This window comes from Streptomyces sp. NPDC001880, assembly GCF_053594575.1.
Genome location: NZ_JBSFET010000034.1, coordinates 1 through 15900, shown reverse-complemented (window position 1 = coordinate 15900; position 15900 = coordinate 1). Strand labels below are relative to the sequence as shown.

Below are 15900 nucleotides of genomic sequence, written 5' to 3'. Positions count from 1 at the left end.
CCGAGCTCTCAACTGCGATCGAGCAGGGGAGACCCCGTCCGAGACCAATCCGGCGCCTTGCGATCGCACGCATTGGACGCCGCGCGGCCGCCCTCCGGGCGACGACGGCAGTCCGGCGACAGGGCCGTGCCCCGTCGTCGGCGGCCGACCGGTCAGCAACACCCCGGCTCCCCGAGCCAGCCGCACCGCGGGCCACAATGGACGCATGTCACGACGCACCACACGACCGGGGCGGCCCACCGCCGGAGCACAAACCCAGGCCGTCACCGCGGATTCACCGTGCCCCTGCGGCCTGCCCGCCACGTACGCACAGTGCTGCGGCCGCCTGCACGCCGGAACCGTCGCCGCGCCGAGCTGCGACGCGCTGATGCGCTCCCGGTACGCCGCCTTCGTCGTCCGGGACGAGGCGTACCTGCTGCGTACCTGGCACCCCGACACCCGGCCGCCGGCCGTCGACTTCGACCCCGCGATGCGCTGGGTGCGCCTGGAGGTGCTGGAGACGACCGAGGGCAGCCCGTTCCACACCACGGGCACGGTCACCTTCCGTGCGCACTACACGGACAACGGGCGGCCCGGCTCGCTCCACGAGAAGAGCCGCTTCGTCCGCCACGAGGGCGCCTGGGTGTACGCGACCGCGGTCTTCGTCGACTGACACGCGGGTACGGCGGCCGGGCCCGCTCAGCCCGCCGCCTCCAGGGCCTTCTCCGGTGACAGCTGCGCCGCCAGGTCCTCCGCCAGCAGCCGTTTGGCGATCATGTCCACCGCCGCCCGCAGCTGCCGGTCGTCCGGGCGTTCCCCGTGCTCGTCCAGGCGCTCGCCCAGCCACCGCGCCCACGCGCCGGTGATCGCCGCGGCCTCCCGGCTCCCGGCGGCGGTGTGCGTGAACAGATGACCGTCGCCGGTGAGATATCCCTCCTCGATCATCCGGTCGAAGACCGGAACCAGCACCTCGGGCGGCAGCCGGTGCCGGGCAGCGATCAGCCGCAGACCCGCGTGGCCGACCATCCGCGTGAACAGCTCGACCTGCATCACGGCCCAGGCGCCCGCCATGTCCAGCCGGGTGTCCGAGCCCGCGACGATCCGCCGGGCCGTGTCCGGGTCCGCATGGCGCAGGATCTTGGCCACCGCGAATTCGAGGAGCCTTTCCGGGTCGCCGGTGGTGGGCTGCGCGAAGCCCTCGCCCATGTCCGTGGAGCCGGCCCGGGCCGTGTCCCGCAGCTTCACCTCTTTCAGGAAGAGCGCCACGAAGAACCCCAGGACCGCGACCGGCACCGTCCACAGGAACACGGTGTGCAGCGTGTCGGCGTACGCCTGGGCCAGTGGCGCCGACTGCGCGGGGGGAAGTGCGTGCAGCCCCGACGGGCTCTGCGCGGCCTCCGCCAGCGTCGCGGGGGCGCCGCCGGCCCGAGCCGCCGCGGCGATCCCGTCGGTCAGATTGGGCTTCAGCGCATTGGCGTAGATCGTGCCGAAGACCGCCGTGCCGAAGGAGCTGCCGAGCGTACGGAAGAACGTCACGCCGGACGTCGCCGTGCCCAGGTCCGCGTAGTCGACCGTGTTCTGCACGGCGATCGTCAGTACCTGCATGGCCAGACCGATGCCGGTTCCGAGGACCAGCATGTACAGCGACTCCAGCCACGCCCCGGTGTCCGGGCCCATCCGGGAGAGCAGATACAGCCCCACCGCCATGACCAGTGAGCCGATGATGGGGAACAGCCGGTACCGGCCCGTCTTGGAGACCACGTTGCCGCTGAAGATCGAGGCGACGAGCAGCCCGAGGACCATCGGCAGCGTCCGTACGCCCGACAGTGTCGCCGAGTCCCCGTCCACGTACTGCAGATACGTCGGCAGGAAGATCATGGCGCCGAGCATCGCGAAGCCCACGATGAAGCTCAGGACCGAGCAGATGGTGAACACCGGATTCCGGAAGAGCCGCATGGGCAGCATCGGCTCCGCGGCCCGCAACTCCACGAGGCAGAAGAGCGCCAGTGCGACGAGGCCGCCCGCGAAGAGACCGAGAATGACGGGCGAACCCCACGCGTACTCGTTGCCGCCCCAGCTCGTCGCCAGGATCAGCGCGCTCGCGCCGACCGTGACCGTCGAGATGCCCAGATAGTCGATGACCGGCCGGCCCGCGGCCTTGACCGACGGGATCGTCCGGGCCGCGGCGACGACCACCACGATGGCGATCGGCACATTGACGTAGAACGCCCAGCGCCAGCTCAGATGGTCGGTGAAGAGCCCGCCGAGCAGTGGCCCGATCACCGTCGACACCCCGAAGACCGCGCCGATCGCGCCCTGGTACTTGCCGCGCTCGCGCAACGGGATCACATCGGCGATCAGCGCCATCGAAGTGACCATCAGACCGCCGGCCCCGATGCCCTGCAGCCCGCGCCAGACGATCAGCAGCGTCATGTTGGTCGCGAGACCGCAGAGGAACGAGCCGGTGATGAAGATGATCGCCGACAGCTGGAAGATGATCTTCCGGCCGAACAGGTCGCCGAACTTGCCCACCAATACCGTCGCCACCGTCTCTGCGAGCAGATATGCGGTGACCACCCAGGACATGTGGGCGGCGCCCCCGAGGTCCGAGACGATCGTCGGCAGCGCGGTGCCGACGATCGTCTGGTCGAGGGCGGCCAGCAGAATTCCCAGCACGATCGTCGCGAAGACGATGTTCCGGCGGCGTGCATCCAGTACGGGCGGCGCGGCGGCACTCTGCGCGGCGGGGGCGGTCTCGCTGGCAGTGGTCACGCTTGCACCATCACACCGGCCCGCGCCTCGCGCATGTGGGGGACGGCCGGACGTGTCGTCAGGCCAGCAGATCCCGCACGGAAGCCTTCATCCGGGTCACGAACGCCTCTCGTACGGGCTCTGTCACCCGGTCCAGCGAGAGATACGGATCGAGGTCCTCCAACTCGACGAGCAGCAGCTCACCCTGCCCGATTCTCCCGCCCGCCTTCGCGGCCGATCCCTACGGGGCGTACCGGATCAGGCGCGAGAGTGTGCTTCACCAGGAATTGTCGGGGCGCACCGCCAGCCGGGGGTGGTGGGCGGCGAGGATCTTGTTGGCGCGGGCCAGTTCGGAGAGCGCCTGCTCGCGGTCGGCCCGGTCCTCGTCGCAGAGTCGCGGACCGCGGAAACTGCGCACCTCGCGGGCGGCACACACGGCCTCGAATTCCGCCTGCAGGATGTGCTGCGGGATGCAGGATCCGATCAGCGCGGCGACCCGGTCCGGGATCGGCACGGGGACGAGGAGGTGTGAGGCGGTCATGGGGGCCCTCTCGCAATGGTCGGCCAGGAGACGGTTGTCGGCTCGGCCGCCGGGTGCGGCGGCCGACATCTCCATATGTACGGGACGCAGTTCAGGGTTTCTCGTTGAGAGCGTCTCCGTGTGGCAACCGTTTGGGAGTGACCGTCTATTTCGCCTTACCCGTAGGTAAGTTGACTCGTGGTGAGGACCATGATCCGGCTGAAAGCGGACTCAGAGCGGAGTTTCCTCGCCGCGGGCCCGCAACTGGAGCGCCCGCAGCACGGCCTCGGTGGAGAACCGGCTCTCGGGTTCGGTCAGTTGCTCGCCGAAGATGGACTCCAGATTGCGCATCCGGTAGCGAACCGTCTGCGGGTGGACATCCAGCAGCTCGCCCATGTGCGCGGCGGTGCCACGGGTGTCCAGCCAGATCCGCAGGGTCTCGACCAGCCGCTCCCGGCGGGTGGCGCTGATTCCGGAGATCGGGGCCAGTTCGCGCCGGGCCAGCTGGTCGACCAGCGCCGGGTCGGAGAGCAGCCACAGGGTGATGAGGTGGTCCTCGCAGAGGATGACGGGCGCGTCGTCGATGATGTTCGTGTCGACGAGTTCGAGCACGCGCCGGGCCCAGCGGATCGAGTCCGAGGCCAGGGCGGTGGGCACGGTCAGGCCGATCGCGGCGTGGGTGCCGAGGAGTGCCTCGTCCAGCATGTGTCTCCGGGCGTCGTCCAACGCTCCGGGGATGAGTAAGTGGGGTTGGGGGTCGCTGAGATCGGCGAGGACGTCGCGGTCCGCCACGGCCCGGTCCAGGGTGGCGGGGGAGCGGACGGCGACCAGGGTGACCTCCTCGGGGAGGGTCCATCCGGTCTGTTCGCAGAGCTCGGCGATGGCGGTACGGGGTGCGGGGCGCCCGGCGAGGATCAGGTGCAGCAGACGGCGGCGCATGGCCTCGGTCTGTTCGCCGGTCTGCGACTGCACCTCCAGGAAGCCTTCCCGGGACAGGGATTCGAGCTCGTCGATGTAGGCGAAGAGGGCGTCGGCGAAGCTGAGCATGAGGGTCGGTGAGAAGTTGTAGCTCCGGCCGACCTTCTTCGCCCGTCGCAGTGCGACCCGGGCCCCGAGCCGGTAGGCGCCCTGGAGCGTCTCCATCGTGCGCCCTTCGTACGCCTCGAAGCGCCCGAACCGGCGGCACATGTCGTCGCGGAGCGAGGTCGAGGCGGACGGTTCGGCGACCAGGTCCACGAACGAGGAGAGGCTCTGCTCGACACCGACGCGGATGGCCTGCCCGTTGGGGCCGCTGAGTAACCGGGCGTACTCCGGATAGGCCCGGGTGACCTCCACGCCGATCTCCTTGATCAGGCTGGGCAGTTCGGGCCGCATGATGGCGGCGAATTCCTGGGGGAGCGGCCCCAGCGGATCCCCCGTGTCCGACGGCTGTATGAGTTCTGGCATGACTGTCCCCTTGCTCTCCGGCGCCCGGTGGGGGGTCAGGCGGTGGGGAAAGCGCTCCCACGAACCGACAGGTGCGTACCAAGTTCGCGATGAAGATAGACCAAGTCAGCGGTTGTGCCCACTACTTGGACAAGATCGAAGTGCAAGGGGCACATATCTCGGCCCCGTTGTGGTGCTTCGGTGCAGGTGGGACGCCAGTGCTCACTTCAGGACAATGTTTTTCGGACGCCTGCTCTTTCGGCGACAAGAAAGTAACCGTGGGTAACGGATTTCCGTCCGGGCGATTGATGTGGATTCGTGCGGGTGGTGCGCAATCTTCCGGAGCGCTGCGACAGCGCCGGGCCGCGACTATTTTGCGACTCCGGACACCGGGGTATTCGAAGGGAGTGTATTCTTCGGTCAATGGAATTCCGTCGGGATTTTGATGGACCGATATCGGGGCCGGTCGGCCGGAATTGATAATTCGTTTCCGGTTCCCTGTGGCGGTGTTTTCGGCGGTTCGGGAACGGATCCCGCGGCACCCTGTGCGGTTCGGTCGCGCGATGCACCCCGGCGTGCCAGGGTGTCATTCGGCCGCGGGCCGGACGATCTTACCGGTCGGTACACCACTGGCCGACGGGCCGCCCCGTCGCCGGAGACTGCGCCCGGGATGAGTGTCCTGCCGGGTCCGGGGCGCATGGCGCGGCCGTAACTACTCACTTTCGTATAGAAAATCGCGGCGATCTGCTGAGTTGTCGCTAAGGCGGAATGCTTTTGCCGGGAGGGTCAGGGATTTTCTGCGCCGGGTATTGCCGCGTTGGGCTACTGGCTCGTAACGTTCGATCCGCACGGAGTTCGATCACGCAGTCGAGTCCATCGACTTCTGCGTTCCACGATGTGAGCCGCCCTCGTGCCGGGCCCATTCCCAGAGCGTGGCGCGAGGTAATCGGGTACGTCCAACTCCACTTCCCGGAGGTATGTTCTGTGAGAAACACCCTCAGACGAGCATTGTTCGCCACGACCGTCGCCGCAGCCGCGTTCGGCTTCGCAGCCACGTCGGCCTCGGCCACCGCCCTCGCGCAGTGGCACGTGGTCAACCCCAACGCGAACGGCACCTTCACGGCCTCGCTCAAGGCCGGTACGGTGGCGACCCTGGTCGACACCAACACCAGCCAGCAGGTGGACTGCTCGGTGGGCACCGCCAGTGGCACCGCTCCGAGCGGCACGTACCCCTCCGGCGCAGCCATCGCGAAGATCACCGCCGCCGCCTGGGGATCCACGGCCAGCCCGTGCCCGGGACCGCTCGGCTCGAACTTCACGGCCGCACTCGCACCGGGTGCTGTCATCAACATCGACGCCAGCAGCTACAGCGGTGGCATCACCTCGGGAAGCCTGTCCGGGGTCAAGGTCGAGCTGACCGGTGACACCATCCTCGGCACCTGCAAGGCCGTGATCTCCGGGTCCGTGAGCAACGTGACCTACAGCAACGCCACGGGCGAACTCGACATCAACACCGGGGCCGGCCTGAAGGTCGACAGCGCCGTCAACTGCGCGGGACTGCTCAACGCGGGTGACTCGGCGACGTTCGACGCGACGTACAAGGTCGCCGCGCCGCTCACCATCACCTCGCCGTAACCGAAGCGGACCGGCGCCGGTGGCAAGGAAGGGCCGTGGAGAGGAGGTTCCCCTCCTCTCCACGGCCCGCCGTCGGCCGGTCCCTTCACAACCCATGCACGAGTGCCGAGCACCGAGACGACGGCAGGTATGTCGAGATGAGAACAAGGACCACGGACCCGCGGCGCACCGCACGCATCGCCGCGGTCGGTGCGGTGGCCCTCGTGGCGGGCTTCATGCCGGGAACGGGAGCCGCGACCGATACCCGGACCGCCGAGGCGGACGTCGCCTACACCTGCGACCTCCCCTCCGGCGCGCAGCCGGTCGCGGTGCACATCACGGCGGAGCTGCCGATGACCACGAGCATCGGGACGGCGATCCGGCTCCGGGACGTGGCCCTATCCTTCGAGCTCCCGCGTTCCGCGCTCTCCGCGTCGCCGGGGACCGAACCGGCGGCCGTCTCGGGATCCGCGCGGGTGCTGACCGAGGTCTCCCAGCGGGGCGAGTCGACGGACGTGCCCTGGCAAGGGCTTGAGATCCCGGAGTCCCCCCTCCCCGCCACGGGCGGCCTCGCGCTCCGGGCGACGGGCGAGGTTCCGACGATCACGCCGAGATCGAGCGGCGACGTGCTCTTCGCCCTGGGGCAACTGGACGTGGGCCTCGCCCTGCGCGCCGCGGAGGGCGCCGGGGACGCGCCACCCCCGCTGGCCTTCTCGTGCGAGGTCGATCCGGACCAGAGCGCGGAGCTGGCCGCGGTCACCGTTCCCCCGGAGACCGGAACCCCGCCGCTCTCCGGGACCGCCCCGGAGCCGTCCGGGGGCACCACCCCCGACCGGTCCGGCGGTGCGAAGGCGGGACGGGCGGCGGCCGTGCCGGCAGGGAGCGTGCAGCCACCCGCCGACTGCACGGTCATGGCCGGTCCGATCCCGCAGGTGCCCAAGCCGGCACACGGCTACATGGCGGGATACTCCAACATCAACAAACTGGCCGGGGCGATCAAGTTCAGCGACCCCGGACATCTTCGCCTCAACCTGAACACGTCCGTCTCCTTCCTCAGATGCCCGACGGGCGTGAAGAGCTGGCTGACCACCGACGGCACGCTCGACTACCGGGGCAGGGCCCAGATGCCGCCGGCCGAGGCCACCTTCCTCACCTTCGGCTTCATGCCGACGACGGCGAAGGTGGAACTGGTCCTCGAAGGCAGGATCGACATCGGAACGCTGGGCGACTCGGCCCCCGACCCCGAGACCAAGAAGTACAAGGAGACGACGACCGCCATCGCTCCCGTGCGTGCGCGTCTGTACGACGTGGAGGTCAACGGGGAGCCGCTGGACGTCGGCCCCAACTGCCGCAGCGCCAGCCCGATGACCCTGGAACTTGTCGGCAAGGGGGCGTCCGGCGTGGGCGGCCCCGAGGGCTACACGGTGAAGACCGGGGGGCCCCTGACCGGCTACGCGGATGTTCCGCCGTTCACCGGATGCGGCGTCACGGAGGACCTCGACAACCTCTTCACCGCCTCGGTCTCCGGAAAACGCAACTACACGAAAATGATGCAGTCCCCGCTGTGCGTCGAAGGTGTTCCGGCGAACTGCCCCGAGCCGCCGAAGCCCGACCCCGAACGCTGAGAGCTGTTCCGCAAGCGCTGACTCCCGGATCCCCAGAAAGGCTGATCGAATCATGCGAGCTGCCCCGAAAAGTGTCAGACCCGCTCTTCTCGGCGCGCTGATGGCAGTGGCCGTCGGCATTCCGCTGAGCACCTCGCCGGCGAGCGCCGCCTCCGCCCAGGAGATGAACGGCAACTGGGCGCCCTTCAGCCGGTGCCCGGTCGACGACCCGGCCATGCTGGCCGCCGACGGCCAGACGGACATTGCCATCTGCGTGGCCTCGCACTCCGAGAGCGGCTCCATCAAGCTCGGCAACACCTTGGCGACGACCGGTGCCAACGACCTCCAGTTCGGCGTCGTGCGGAACACGGCGACGGGCGAGTCCAGGATCGTGCCGCCCGCGGGCGGGGCGATCGTCGGTGCCCCGACAGAGATTCCCGGCGGTCTGCTCGGCCTCATGTGCCCGAGCGGGATCCCGGTGGTCACGGGCATCTGCGAGCAGTTGACGGACAACAGCCTCAACCGGGTCGTCGCCACCGTGCAGTCGGCCGGCACGCCCAGGAATTTCGACGTGGCCGCCGGGATGCAGAGCGGGAAGACGATCGTCGACATTCCGGTCCGCATCCATCTGGAGAACCCCTTCCTGGGGTCGAAGTGCTACATCGGGACCGCCTCCGAACCGATCGTGCTGCGCCCGCAGAACCTCACCCAGCCGGCCGTGGCCAGCAGGCGCTTCGACGCCAACGGCACCGCGAACACAGGGGGACTGCTCAACCGCATCGAGCTGACCGGGAACGCTCAGGGCGACGCGGGTTTCGCCGTCCCCGGGGTGAGCGGCTGCGGGCCCCTGACCCTCGGCGAGCTGAACTGGGCGGTCAACCTGAAGACGGCGCTCCCGTCAGCGGCCGGAAAGAACAACCTGGTGCTCAACAACGCCGCCACGTACACGGGAGGCCTGGCGTCCCCCAGCGCGGCGGCGCCCAACGCCGGCCGGCTGCTGTCGGAGAGCTGGCACGCGGGAGTGGCGCGGTAGGCGTGCCTTCCGTAGTTCCTTCCGTAGTTCCATCCGCGGAGTACGGAAATCAGTGATGCCGCCCGCCCCGCCCGGCGCATTCCTCCGGGCGGGGCGGGCGCTTTCGCACCGGTGTACCGGACAGCTCACTTATCGACAAGTGCGCAGTACGCAGTGCTCACTCGCTCACAAAAAGAAAATGAGCCGCCGAGTGCCGTGCAAAAAGTTGACGAACCAGTATTGCGAATCCAGGTTACCGGGCAGTAGCGTCCCGGTTGGGCAGCGGGGAAACGTATCCGTGGCTGCTCGTTCGGTACCTCTGGAGCCTCGACGGATCCGGCTCTTGCCGACTGCGGGGCCCCGGTCCACGCGCCGGAGACCTTGCGCAGATTCCGACAAAGCCGCCACAGGGCTTTGTCACTCGGTGACAAGTGACCCGCGCCGAGCATCAGTTTCGTCGATTTCCGCTGTTCAACAGCTTGTCCTGGCGGTTTCGACGGACATAGCGTGCGCCTCCTGGTGCATGTGTGACGAGCCGCCATTGGATTTCTCAGAGCCGGAGCGCTGACAGATGACTTCGTTCACCACAACTTCGAAGGAGGGCCGATGGGAATCGAAGTAGTCGTCGAGGGCCTCACGAAGTCCTTCGGCAAGCAGAACATCTGGCAGGACGTCACACTCACACTGCCCGCCGGTGAAGTGAGCGTCATGCTCGGGCCGTCCGGCACCGGAAAGACCGTCTTCCTGAAATCCATCATCGGTCTGCAGAAGCCCGAGCACGGACGCGTCCTCATCAACGGCGTCGACATGGTGAACAGTCCGGAACGCGAGATCATGGAGACCCGCAAGCTCTTCGGGCTCATGTTCCAGGACGGCGCCCTCTTCGGGTCGATGTCGCTCTTCGACAACATCGCCTTCCCCTTGCGTGAACACACCCGCAAGAAGGAATCGGAAATCCGCCGCATCGTCATGGAACGGATCGATATCGTCGGTCTCCTCGGCGCCGAGGACAAGCTGCCGGGCGAGATCTCCGGTGGGATGCGCAAACGGGCCGGGCTGGCCCGCGCCCTCGTCCTGGACCCGCAGATCATCCTCTGCGACGAACCGGACTCCGGACTCGACCCGGTCCGCACCGCCTACATCTCCCAGCTGCTCATCGATCTCAACGCGCAGATCGACGCGACGATGCTGATCGTCACTCACAACCTCGACATCGCGGCCACCGTCCCGGACAACATGGGCATGCTCTTCTGCCGCAACCTCGTCACCTTCGGACCGCGCGAGGTGCTGCTCACCAGCGACATGCCGGTCGTCGCCCAGTTCCTCGCGGGGCGCCGCGAAGGGCCCATCGGGATGGCCGAGGAGAAGGACGCCGCCACCCTCGCCGCCGAGGAGATGAACGGCTACGGAGTCGGCATCAGCTCCGCCAACGCACCGCGCACCGTCGTACCGCAGCTGGAGCCCTCGCCCGGCATGCCCGTACGGCAGGCTGCGCTGCGCCGCCGGGAACGGGTCCTGTCGATGATGGGGCAGCTGCCCGAGGCCGCCCGCACGGCCATCATGAAGAGCTACACCCCGGCCGCGGGCGGTGAACGCCTGTGACGGCCCCCATGCCGGTGCTGCCCCCCGAGCCGCCCCCGGCCGGCGCGGCGCCGCCGAAGACACCGGAGCGCAAGCCGCCGAACCGGCTGCTCGCCCCGCTGCGCGAGACCGGAAAGCTGTTCTCCCTCGCCGCGACCGTGAGCCGGGAGGTCTTCCGACGTCCCTTCCAGGTAAGGGAGTTCATCGAGCAGTTCTGGTTCGTCGCCAGCGTCACCATCCTGCCCGCCGCACTCGTCTCGATCCCGTTCGGCGCCGTCATCGCCCTCCAGGTCGGATCGCTGACCCAGCAGCTCGGCGCCCAGTCCTTCACCGGCGGAGCCAGCGTCCTCGCCGTCATCCAGCAGGCCAGCCCGATCATCGTGGCCCTGCTGATCTCCGGCGCCGCGGGCTCGGCCATCTGCGCCGACCTCGGCTCGCGGAAGATCCGTGAGGAGCTCGACGCGATGGAGGTCATGGGCGTCTCGCCCATCCAGCGCCTCGTCGTTCCCCGAGTCCTGGCCACCATGCTGGTCGCCGTACTGCTGAACGGCCTGGTCTCCGTCGTCGGTACGCTCGGCGGCTACTTCTTCAACGTGATCCTCCAGCACGGCACCCCCGGTGCCTACCTGGCCAGCTTCTCCGCCCTCGCCCAGCTCCCCGACCTCTACATCAGTGAGGTCAAGGCGCTGATCTTCGGCTTCATCGCGGGCATCGTCGCCGCCTACCGGGGACTCAACCCGCGCGGCGGCCCCAAGGGTGTCGGCGACGCGGTGAACCAGTCCGTCGTCATCACCTTCATGCTGCTGTTCCTCGTGAACGCGGTCCTCACGGCGATCTACCTCCAGATCGTCCCCGCGAAGGGGAGCTGACCGATGTCGATGCTCAGCTGGCTCGACCGGTCGGGTGAACAACTAACCTTCTACGTACGCGCGTTGATCTGGGTTCCCCGGACTCTGCGCCGCTATCTGCGCGAGGTCCAGCGGCTGCTGGCCGAAGTGGCCTTCGGCAGCGGTGGACTCGGTGTCATCGGTGGCACCATCGGCGTGATGGTCGCGATGACCCTGTTCACCGGCACCGTCGTCGGTCTCCAGGGGTACGCGGCCCTCAACCAGATCGGCACCTCCGCCTTCACCGGCTTCATCTCCGCCTACTTCAACACCCGCGAGATCGCCCCGCTCGTCGCCGGACTCGCGCTCTCCGCGACCGTCGGTGCCGGCTTCACCGCCCAGCTCGGCGCGATGCGGATCAACGAGGAGGTCGACGCACTGGAGGCGATGGGGGTGCGGTCCATGCCGTACCTCGTCTCCACACGGATCATCGCCGGGATCGTCGCGATCATCCCGCTGTACGCGATCGGGCTGCTCTCCTCGTACCTCGCGTCCCGCTACATCACGGTCCTGTTCAACGGGCAGTCGGCGGGCACCTACGACCACTACTTCAATCTCTTCCTCTCCCCGGACGACGTGCTGCTGTCGGTGCTCAAGGTGCTGATCTTCAGCGTGATGGTGATCCTCGCCCACTGCTACTACGGCTTCCACGCCACCGGCGGGCCCGCCGGTGTGGGAGTCGCGGTCGGGCGGTCGGTGCGCAATGCCATCGTGCTCATCAGCGTCACCGACTTCTTCCTCTCGCTCGCCATCTGGGGCGCTACCACGACGGTGAAGGTGGCCGGCTGATGAATTCCCACTGGCAGCAGACCGTCCGCCGCAGACTCGCCGGAGTCGCCTTCCTCCTCGTGCCCGCCGTGCTCGTATGGGTCTCGGTCTCGGTGTACCGGAAGGACTTCACCGACGACGCGACCGTGACCGTACGCGCCTCCAGCGTCGGCAACGAGATGCACGACAACGCCGACGTGAAGCTGCGCGGCGTCGTCGTCGGGCAGGTCCGCGACATCGCGGCCGACGGGAACGGGGCCCGGCTCACCCTCGCCATCAAGCCCGACGAGCTCGACCGGATCCCGGCTGACGTGACCGCCCAGATGCTGCCCACCACGCTCTTCGGGGAACGGTTCGTCGCACTCGTACCGCCCGAGATGCCGTCCACACAGCCGCTGCGGGCCGGTTCCGTCATTCCGCAGGACCGCTCCAGCAACGCCATCGAGCTGGAGGAGGTCCTCGACAATGTTCTGCCGCTGCTGACCGCAGTCAAACCGGAGAAGCTCGCCGCCACCCTGGGCGCGGTCTCCCAGGCCCTCCAGGGGCGCGGCGAGAAACTCGGCGACACCCTCGTCACGCTCGACGCCCACCTGGCGAAGTTCAACCCCCAACTCCCCACGCTCAACGCTGATATCAAGGAACTCGTCAAAGTGAGCAGGGTGTACGGGGACGCCGCTCCCGATGTGCTGGACGCACTCACCGACTTCACCACCACCAGCGGCACCATCGCCGAGCAGCAGGCGCAGCTCGCCGGGCTCTACGGGTCCACGACCGCCTCCGCGCGCGACCTCACCTCGTTCCTCCGGGAGAACAAGGACAACCTGATCCGGCTCTCTGCCACGAGCAGGCCGACGCTGGAGCTGCTCGCGACGTACTCGGACGAATTCCCCTGCACCCTGCGGACCATGGCCGGTTTCGTCCCGGCCATGGACAAGGCGCTCGGCAAGGGCACCGACCGGCCCGGACTCCACGTCACCGTCAAGCCCGTGAAGTCGAAGGGCAAGTACGTGCCCGGCAAGGACACCCCCGTCTACAACTCGACCGGTGGACCGCACTGCTACTCCGTGCCGTACGTGGGCAGGACAGTCCCGACCGCCGACGCACGCACGGCGACGGCGGTCACCGCGCCCGGCACCGCACACGCCGACGGCCCCGACGGCCCCGACGGCACCGCGTCCACGGCCAAGGACTTCGCCCTCGGCATGCCCAACTCCCCGCAGGAGAGCCGGCTCGTCAACGAACTGGTCGCTCCCTCACTGAAAGTCCAGCCGCAGACCCTGCCCGACTGGAGCAGCGTGCTCATCGGTCCGGCCTTCCGCGGTGCGGAGGTGAAGCTCAAGTGAAGCGCCGCTCTCTCGCCGCTCCGCTCACGAAATCGATCGTCTTCATCCTGGTGACCGTCCTGGCCACCACGGTGCTGGCGCTGTCCATCGCCAACACGGGCGTCGGCGACACCACCACGTACAAGGCCAGGTTCACCGACGCCACCGGACTGGTCGTCGGTGACAGCGTCCGGATCGCCGGGGTCAAGGTCGGACAGGTCGAGTCCATCGAGGTCGCCGACAAGAGGCTCGCCGAGGTCGGCTTCGCCGTCCGCAAGGGACGAAGGCTTCCCGCCTCGGTGACCGCCTCGATCAAGTACCTCAACATGGTCGGCCAGCGGTACATCGACCTCGACCAGGGGGCCGGTCCGGTCGGCAGGAGCTTCGCCGCCGGAGCCACCATCCCGCTCTCCCGCACCACCCCGGCGCTCGACCTCACCCAGCTCTTCAACGGCTTCCAGCCGCTCTTCGAAGGGCTTTCCCCGCCCGACGTCAACCAGCTGGCCGGCTCCATCGTCCAGGTGCTCCAGGGCGAGGGCGGCACCGTTGACAGCATCCTTTCGCACGTCGGCTCGCTGACCGGCACGGTCGCCGCCAAGGACAAGGTGATCGGCGAGGTGATCAAGAACCTCAACACGGTCCTGAAGACCGTCAACGACCGCGAAGCCGGCTTCGACGACCTCGTCGACACCCTGCAGAAACTCGTCACCGGATTCGCCGGCGACCGCAAACCGCTCGGCCAGGCGGTCACCGCCATGGGCGCGCTCACCACCGTCACCGCGGACCTCCTCGACGACGGCCGGGCACCCCTGAAGAGCGATATCAAGCAACTCGGCAGGCTCTCGGACCAGTTGGGCAAGGGCACCCCGCAGATCGAGAACTTCCTGCAGAAGACCCCGGCCAAGATGGCGGCGATCAGCCGTCTCACCTCGTACGGCTCATGGCTCAACCTCTATCTCTGCGAGGCCAAGGTCAGCGGAGTGACGACCGAGGACGGCAGCGCCCCGCCCACCGGCATCGTGGTCAGGAAGCCGAGGTGCCAGTCATGAGGATCAAACCCGTACGGGAACGCAACCCCGTCGCCGTGGCCGTCGTGGGCCTGCTCGCCCTCGCCCTCATCGGCCTGGGCGCCTACCGCGCCGACTCGCTGCCCTTCATCGGCGGCGGCACCACCTACAGCGCCGACTTCACGGAGTCCGCCGGACTGAGCGAGGGCGACGAGGTGCGGGTCGCCGGAGTGAAGGTCGGCGAGGTCACCGGCGTCTCGCTCGACGGCCCCAAGGTGAAGGTCGGCTTCAAGGTCAAGGACGTCTGGATCGGCAACTCCTCCACCGTCGGCATCGCCATCAAGACCCTGCTCGGCGAGAAGTACCTCGCCGTCGACCCGCTGGGCAACGCCCCGCAGGACCCGCACGAACGCATCAGGGCGAACCGCACCACATCCCCGTACGACGTCACCCAGGCGTTCAACGGACTCGGCGAGACCATCGGCGAGATCGACACCGCACAGCTCGCCAAGAGCTTCGAGACGATCTCCGCCACCTTCAAGGACTCCCCGCCGGACGTGAAGAGCGCGGCCGACGGGCTCTCCGCCCTTTCGAGGACCGTCTCCGAACGGGACGCCCAGCTCGCCACCCTCCTCAAGGGCAGCAAGCAGCTCACCAAGACCCTCGCCGACAAGAAGAGCAGCTTCGAAACCCTGCTGGAGGACGGCAATCTGCTCCTGGGCGAGATCCAGGCGCGCCGCGACTCCATCCACCTGCTGCTCACCGGCACCAAGAACCTGGGCACCCAGCTCACCGGCCTCGTACAGGACAACAACAAGCAGCTCAAGCCCACCCTGGACTCGCTCGGCCGGGTCACCGCCGTACTGGTGAAGAACCGCAAGAGCCTCGACAAGGTGCTCTCGCTCGCCGGCTCGTACAGCCGGCTCGTCGGCAACACCCTCGGCAGCGGCCGCTGGTTCGACAACTACGTCTGCGGAGTCGTCCCCAAGGAGTACGTGCCCGCGGGTACACCCGCCGGGCCCGAGTGCAAGCCCCCCAAGCAGCAAGGCGGCCGCTGACATGAGAATGAAGCGCATCGTCGGCATCGGCGCCGGACTCGCCGTGGTGGCCGTCGCGGCCACCACCGGGGTGCTGGCCATGGACGACGAGGGAACGACGACCATCACCGCCTACTTCGACCAGGCGACCGGTGTCTACGCCGGATCGGACCTGCGGATCCTCGGCGTCAGGGTCGGCCGGGTCGAATCGGTCACACCCCGGGGCAAGGAGGTCGAGGTCACCCTGCGGGTCGACAAGGGCGTCAAGGTCCCCAAGGGGGCGCACGCCGTGGTCGTCGCCCCCAGCCTCGTCGCCGACCGCTACATCCAGCTCGCCCCCGCCTACGACGGCGGACCGCAGATCGCGGACAACGCCGTGCTCCCGGCCGCGAA

14 protein-coding genes are annotated in these 15900 nt (G+C 68.3%); 11 read left to right on the top strand and 3 right to left on the bottom strand.

Translation table 11 applies throughout. The features are described from left to right. The first annotated feature begins 205 nt into the window (after nucleotides 1-205). A complete protein-coding gene (locus ACWCQ6_RS19855; protein WP_451090861.1) occupies nucleotides 206-652 on the top strand; it encodes a YchJ family protein in 447 nt (148 codons plus the stop codon). A gap of 26 nt (nucleotides 653-678) precedes the next feature. Here the strand turns inward: ACWCQ6_RS19855 and ACWCQ6_RS19850 are convergent, their stop codons facing one another. The 3 genes from ACWCQ6_RS19850 to ACWCQ6_RS19840 form a co-directional block, all read right to left on the bottom strand. After that, complete coding sequence (locus ACWCQ6_RS19850; protein WP_451090859.1) at nucleotides 679-2751, bottom strand: MDR family MFS transporter; 2073 nt, start codon at nucleotides 2749-2751, stop codon at nucleotides 679-681. Between the two features lie 256 nt (nucleotides 2752-3007). After that, a complete protein-coding gene (locus tag ACWCQ6_RS19845) occupies nucleotides 3008-3271 on the bottom strand; it encodes a hypothetical protein (RefSeq protein WP_451090857.1) in 264 nt (87 codons plus the stop codon). A 210-nt stretch (nucleotides 3272-3481) separates the two neighbouring features. Beyond that, a complete protein-coding gene (locus ACWCQ6_RS19840; RefSeq protein ID WP_451090855.1) occupies nucleotides 3482-4696 on the bottom strand; it encodes a PucR family transcriptional regulator in 1215 nt (404 codons plus the stop codon). 987 nt (nucleotides 4697-5683) lie between these two features. Here ACWCQ6_RS19840 and ACWCQ6_RS19835 point away from each other — a divergent pair. From ACWCQ6_RS19835 to ACWCQ6_RS19790, 10 genes are all read left to right on the top strand, one after another. After that, nucleotides 5684-6310: a hypothetical protein gene (locus ACWCQ6_RS19835; RefSeq protein WP_451090853.1), complete on the top strand. Its 627-nt coding sequence runs from the start codon at nucleotides 5684-5686 to the stop codon at nucleotides 6308-6310. A 137-nt stretch (nucleotides 6311-6447) separates the two neighbouring features. After that, nucleotides 6448-7914, top strand: coding sequence for a DUF6801 domain-containing protein (locus tag ACWCQ6_RS19830; RefSeq protein WP_451090851.1), 1467 nt, complete (start codon nucleotides 6448-6450; stop codon nucleotides 7912-7914). A gap of 52 nt (nucleotides 7915-7966) precedes the next feature. Next, nucleotides 7967-8926, top strand: coding sequence for a hypothetical protein (locus ACWCQ6_RS19825; RefSeq protein WP_451090849.1), 960 nt, complete (start codon nucleotides 7967-7969; stop codon nucleotides 8924-8926). A gap of 585 nt (nucleotides 8927-9511) precedes the next feature. Beyond that, nucleotides 9512-10507: an ABC transporter ATP-binding protein gene (locus ACWCQ6_RS19820; RefSeq protein ID WP_451090847.1), complete on the top strand. Its 996-nt coding sequence runs from the start codon at nucleotides 9512-9514 to the stop codon at nucleotides 10505-10507. Beyond that, nucleotides 10504-11355 (top strand): MlaE family ABC transporter permease, encoded by an 852-nt coding sequence (locus ACWCQ6_RS19815; protein WP_451090845.1) that lies wholly within the window; start codon nucleotides 10504-10506, stop codon nucleotides 11353-11355. Before ACWCQ6_RS19820 ends, ACWCQ6_RS19815 begins: the two co-directional genes overlap by 4 nt. 3 nt (nucleotides 11356-11358) lie before the next feature. Further along, entirely contained in the window at nucleotides 11359-12162 is an 804-nt protein-coding gene (locus ACWCQ6_RS19810) for an MlaE family ABC transporter permease (protein ID WP_451090843.1), read from the top strand. Next, a complete protein-coding gene (locus ACWCQ6_RS19805) occupies nucleotides 12162-13484 on the top strand; it encodes an MCE family protein (protein ID WP_451090841.1) in 1323 nt (440 codons plus the stop codon). The genes ACWCQ6_RS19810 and ACWCQ6_RS19805 overlap by 1 nt, the downstream gene beginning before the upstream one ends. Beyond that, on the top strand, nucleotides 13481-14512 hold the full coding sequence (locus tag ACWCQ6_RS19800; protein WP_451090839.1) for an MCE family protein: 1032 nt from the start codon (nucleotides 13481-13483) through the stop codon (nucleotides 14510-14512). Before ACWCQ6_RS19805 ends, ACWCQ6_RS19800 begins: the two co-directional genes overlap by 4 nt. Next, nucleotides 14509-15528 carry an MCE family protein gene (locus ACWCQ6_RS19795; protein WP_451090837.1) on the top strand — a complete coding sequence of 340 codons (1020 nt, stop codon included), beginning with the start codon at nucleotides 14509-14511 and terminating at the stop codon, nucleotides 15526-15528. The genes ACWCQ6_RS19800 and ACWCQ6_RS19795 overlap by 4 nt, the downstream gene beginning before the upstream one ends. Nucleotide 15529: 1 nt before the next feature. Next, nucleotides 15530-15900: MlaD family protein (locus ACWCQ6_RS19790; protein ID WP_451090835.1), on the top strand; the 371-nt coding region annotated here is incomplete at its 3' end.

Coding starts and splice junctions, on each gene's coding strand:
- ACWCQ6_RS19845 (WP_451090857.1), bottom strand. CDS start 3,271: ATGACCGCCTCACACCTCCTCGTCCCCGTGCCGATCCCGGACCGGGTC.
- ACWCQ6_RS19840 (WP_451090855.1), bottom strand. CDS start 4,696: ATGCCAGAACTCATACAGCCGTCGGACACGGGGGATCCGCTGGGGCCG.
- ACWCQ6_RS19820 (WP_451090847.1), top strand. CDS start 9,512: ATGGGAATCGAAGTAGTCGTCGAGGGCCTCACGAAGTCCTTCGGCAAG.
- ACWCQ6_RS19855 (WP_451090861.1), top strand. CDS start 206: ATGTCACGACGCACCACACGACCGGGGCGGCCCACCGCCGGAGCACAA.
- ACWCQ6_RS19805 (WP_451090841.1), top strand. CDS start 12,162: ATGAATTCCCACTGGCAGCAGACCGTCCGCCGCAGACTCGCCGGAGTC.
- ACWCQ6_RS19830 (WP_451090851.1), top strand. CDS start 6,448: ATGAGAACAAGGACCACGGACCCGCGGCGCACCGCACGCATCGCCGCG.
- ACWCQ6_RS19795 (WP_451090837.1), top strand. CDS start 14,509: ATGAGGATCAAACCCGTACGGGAACGCAACCCCGTCGCCGTGGCCGTC.
- ACWCQ6_RS19810 (WP_451090843.1), top strand. CDS start 11,359: ATGTCGATGCTCAGCTGGCTCGACCGGTCGGGTGAACAACTAACCTTC.
- ACWCQ6_RS19825 (WP_451090849.1), top strand. CDS start 7,967: ATGCGAGCTGCCCCGAAAAGTGTCAGACCCGCTCTTCTCGGCGCGCTG.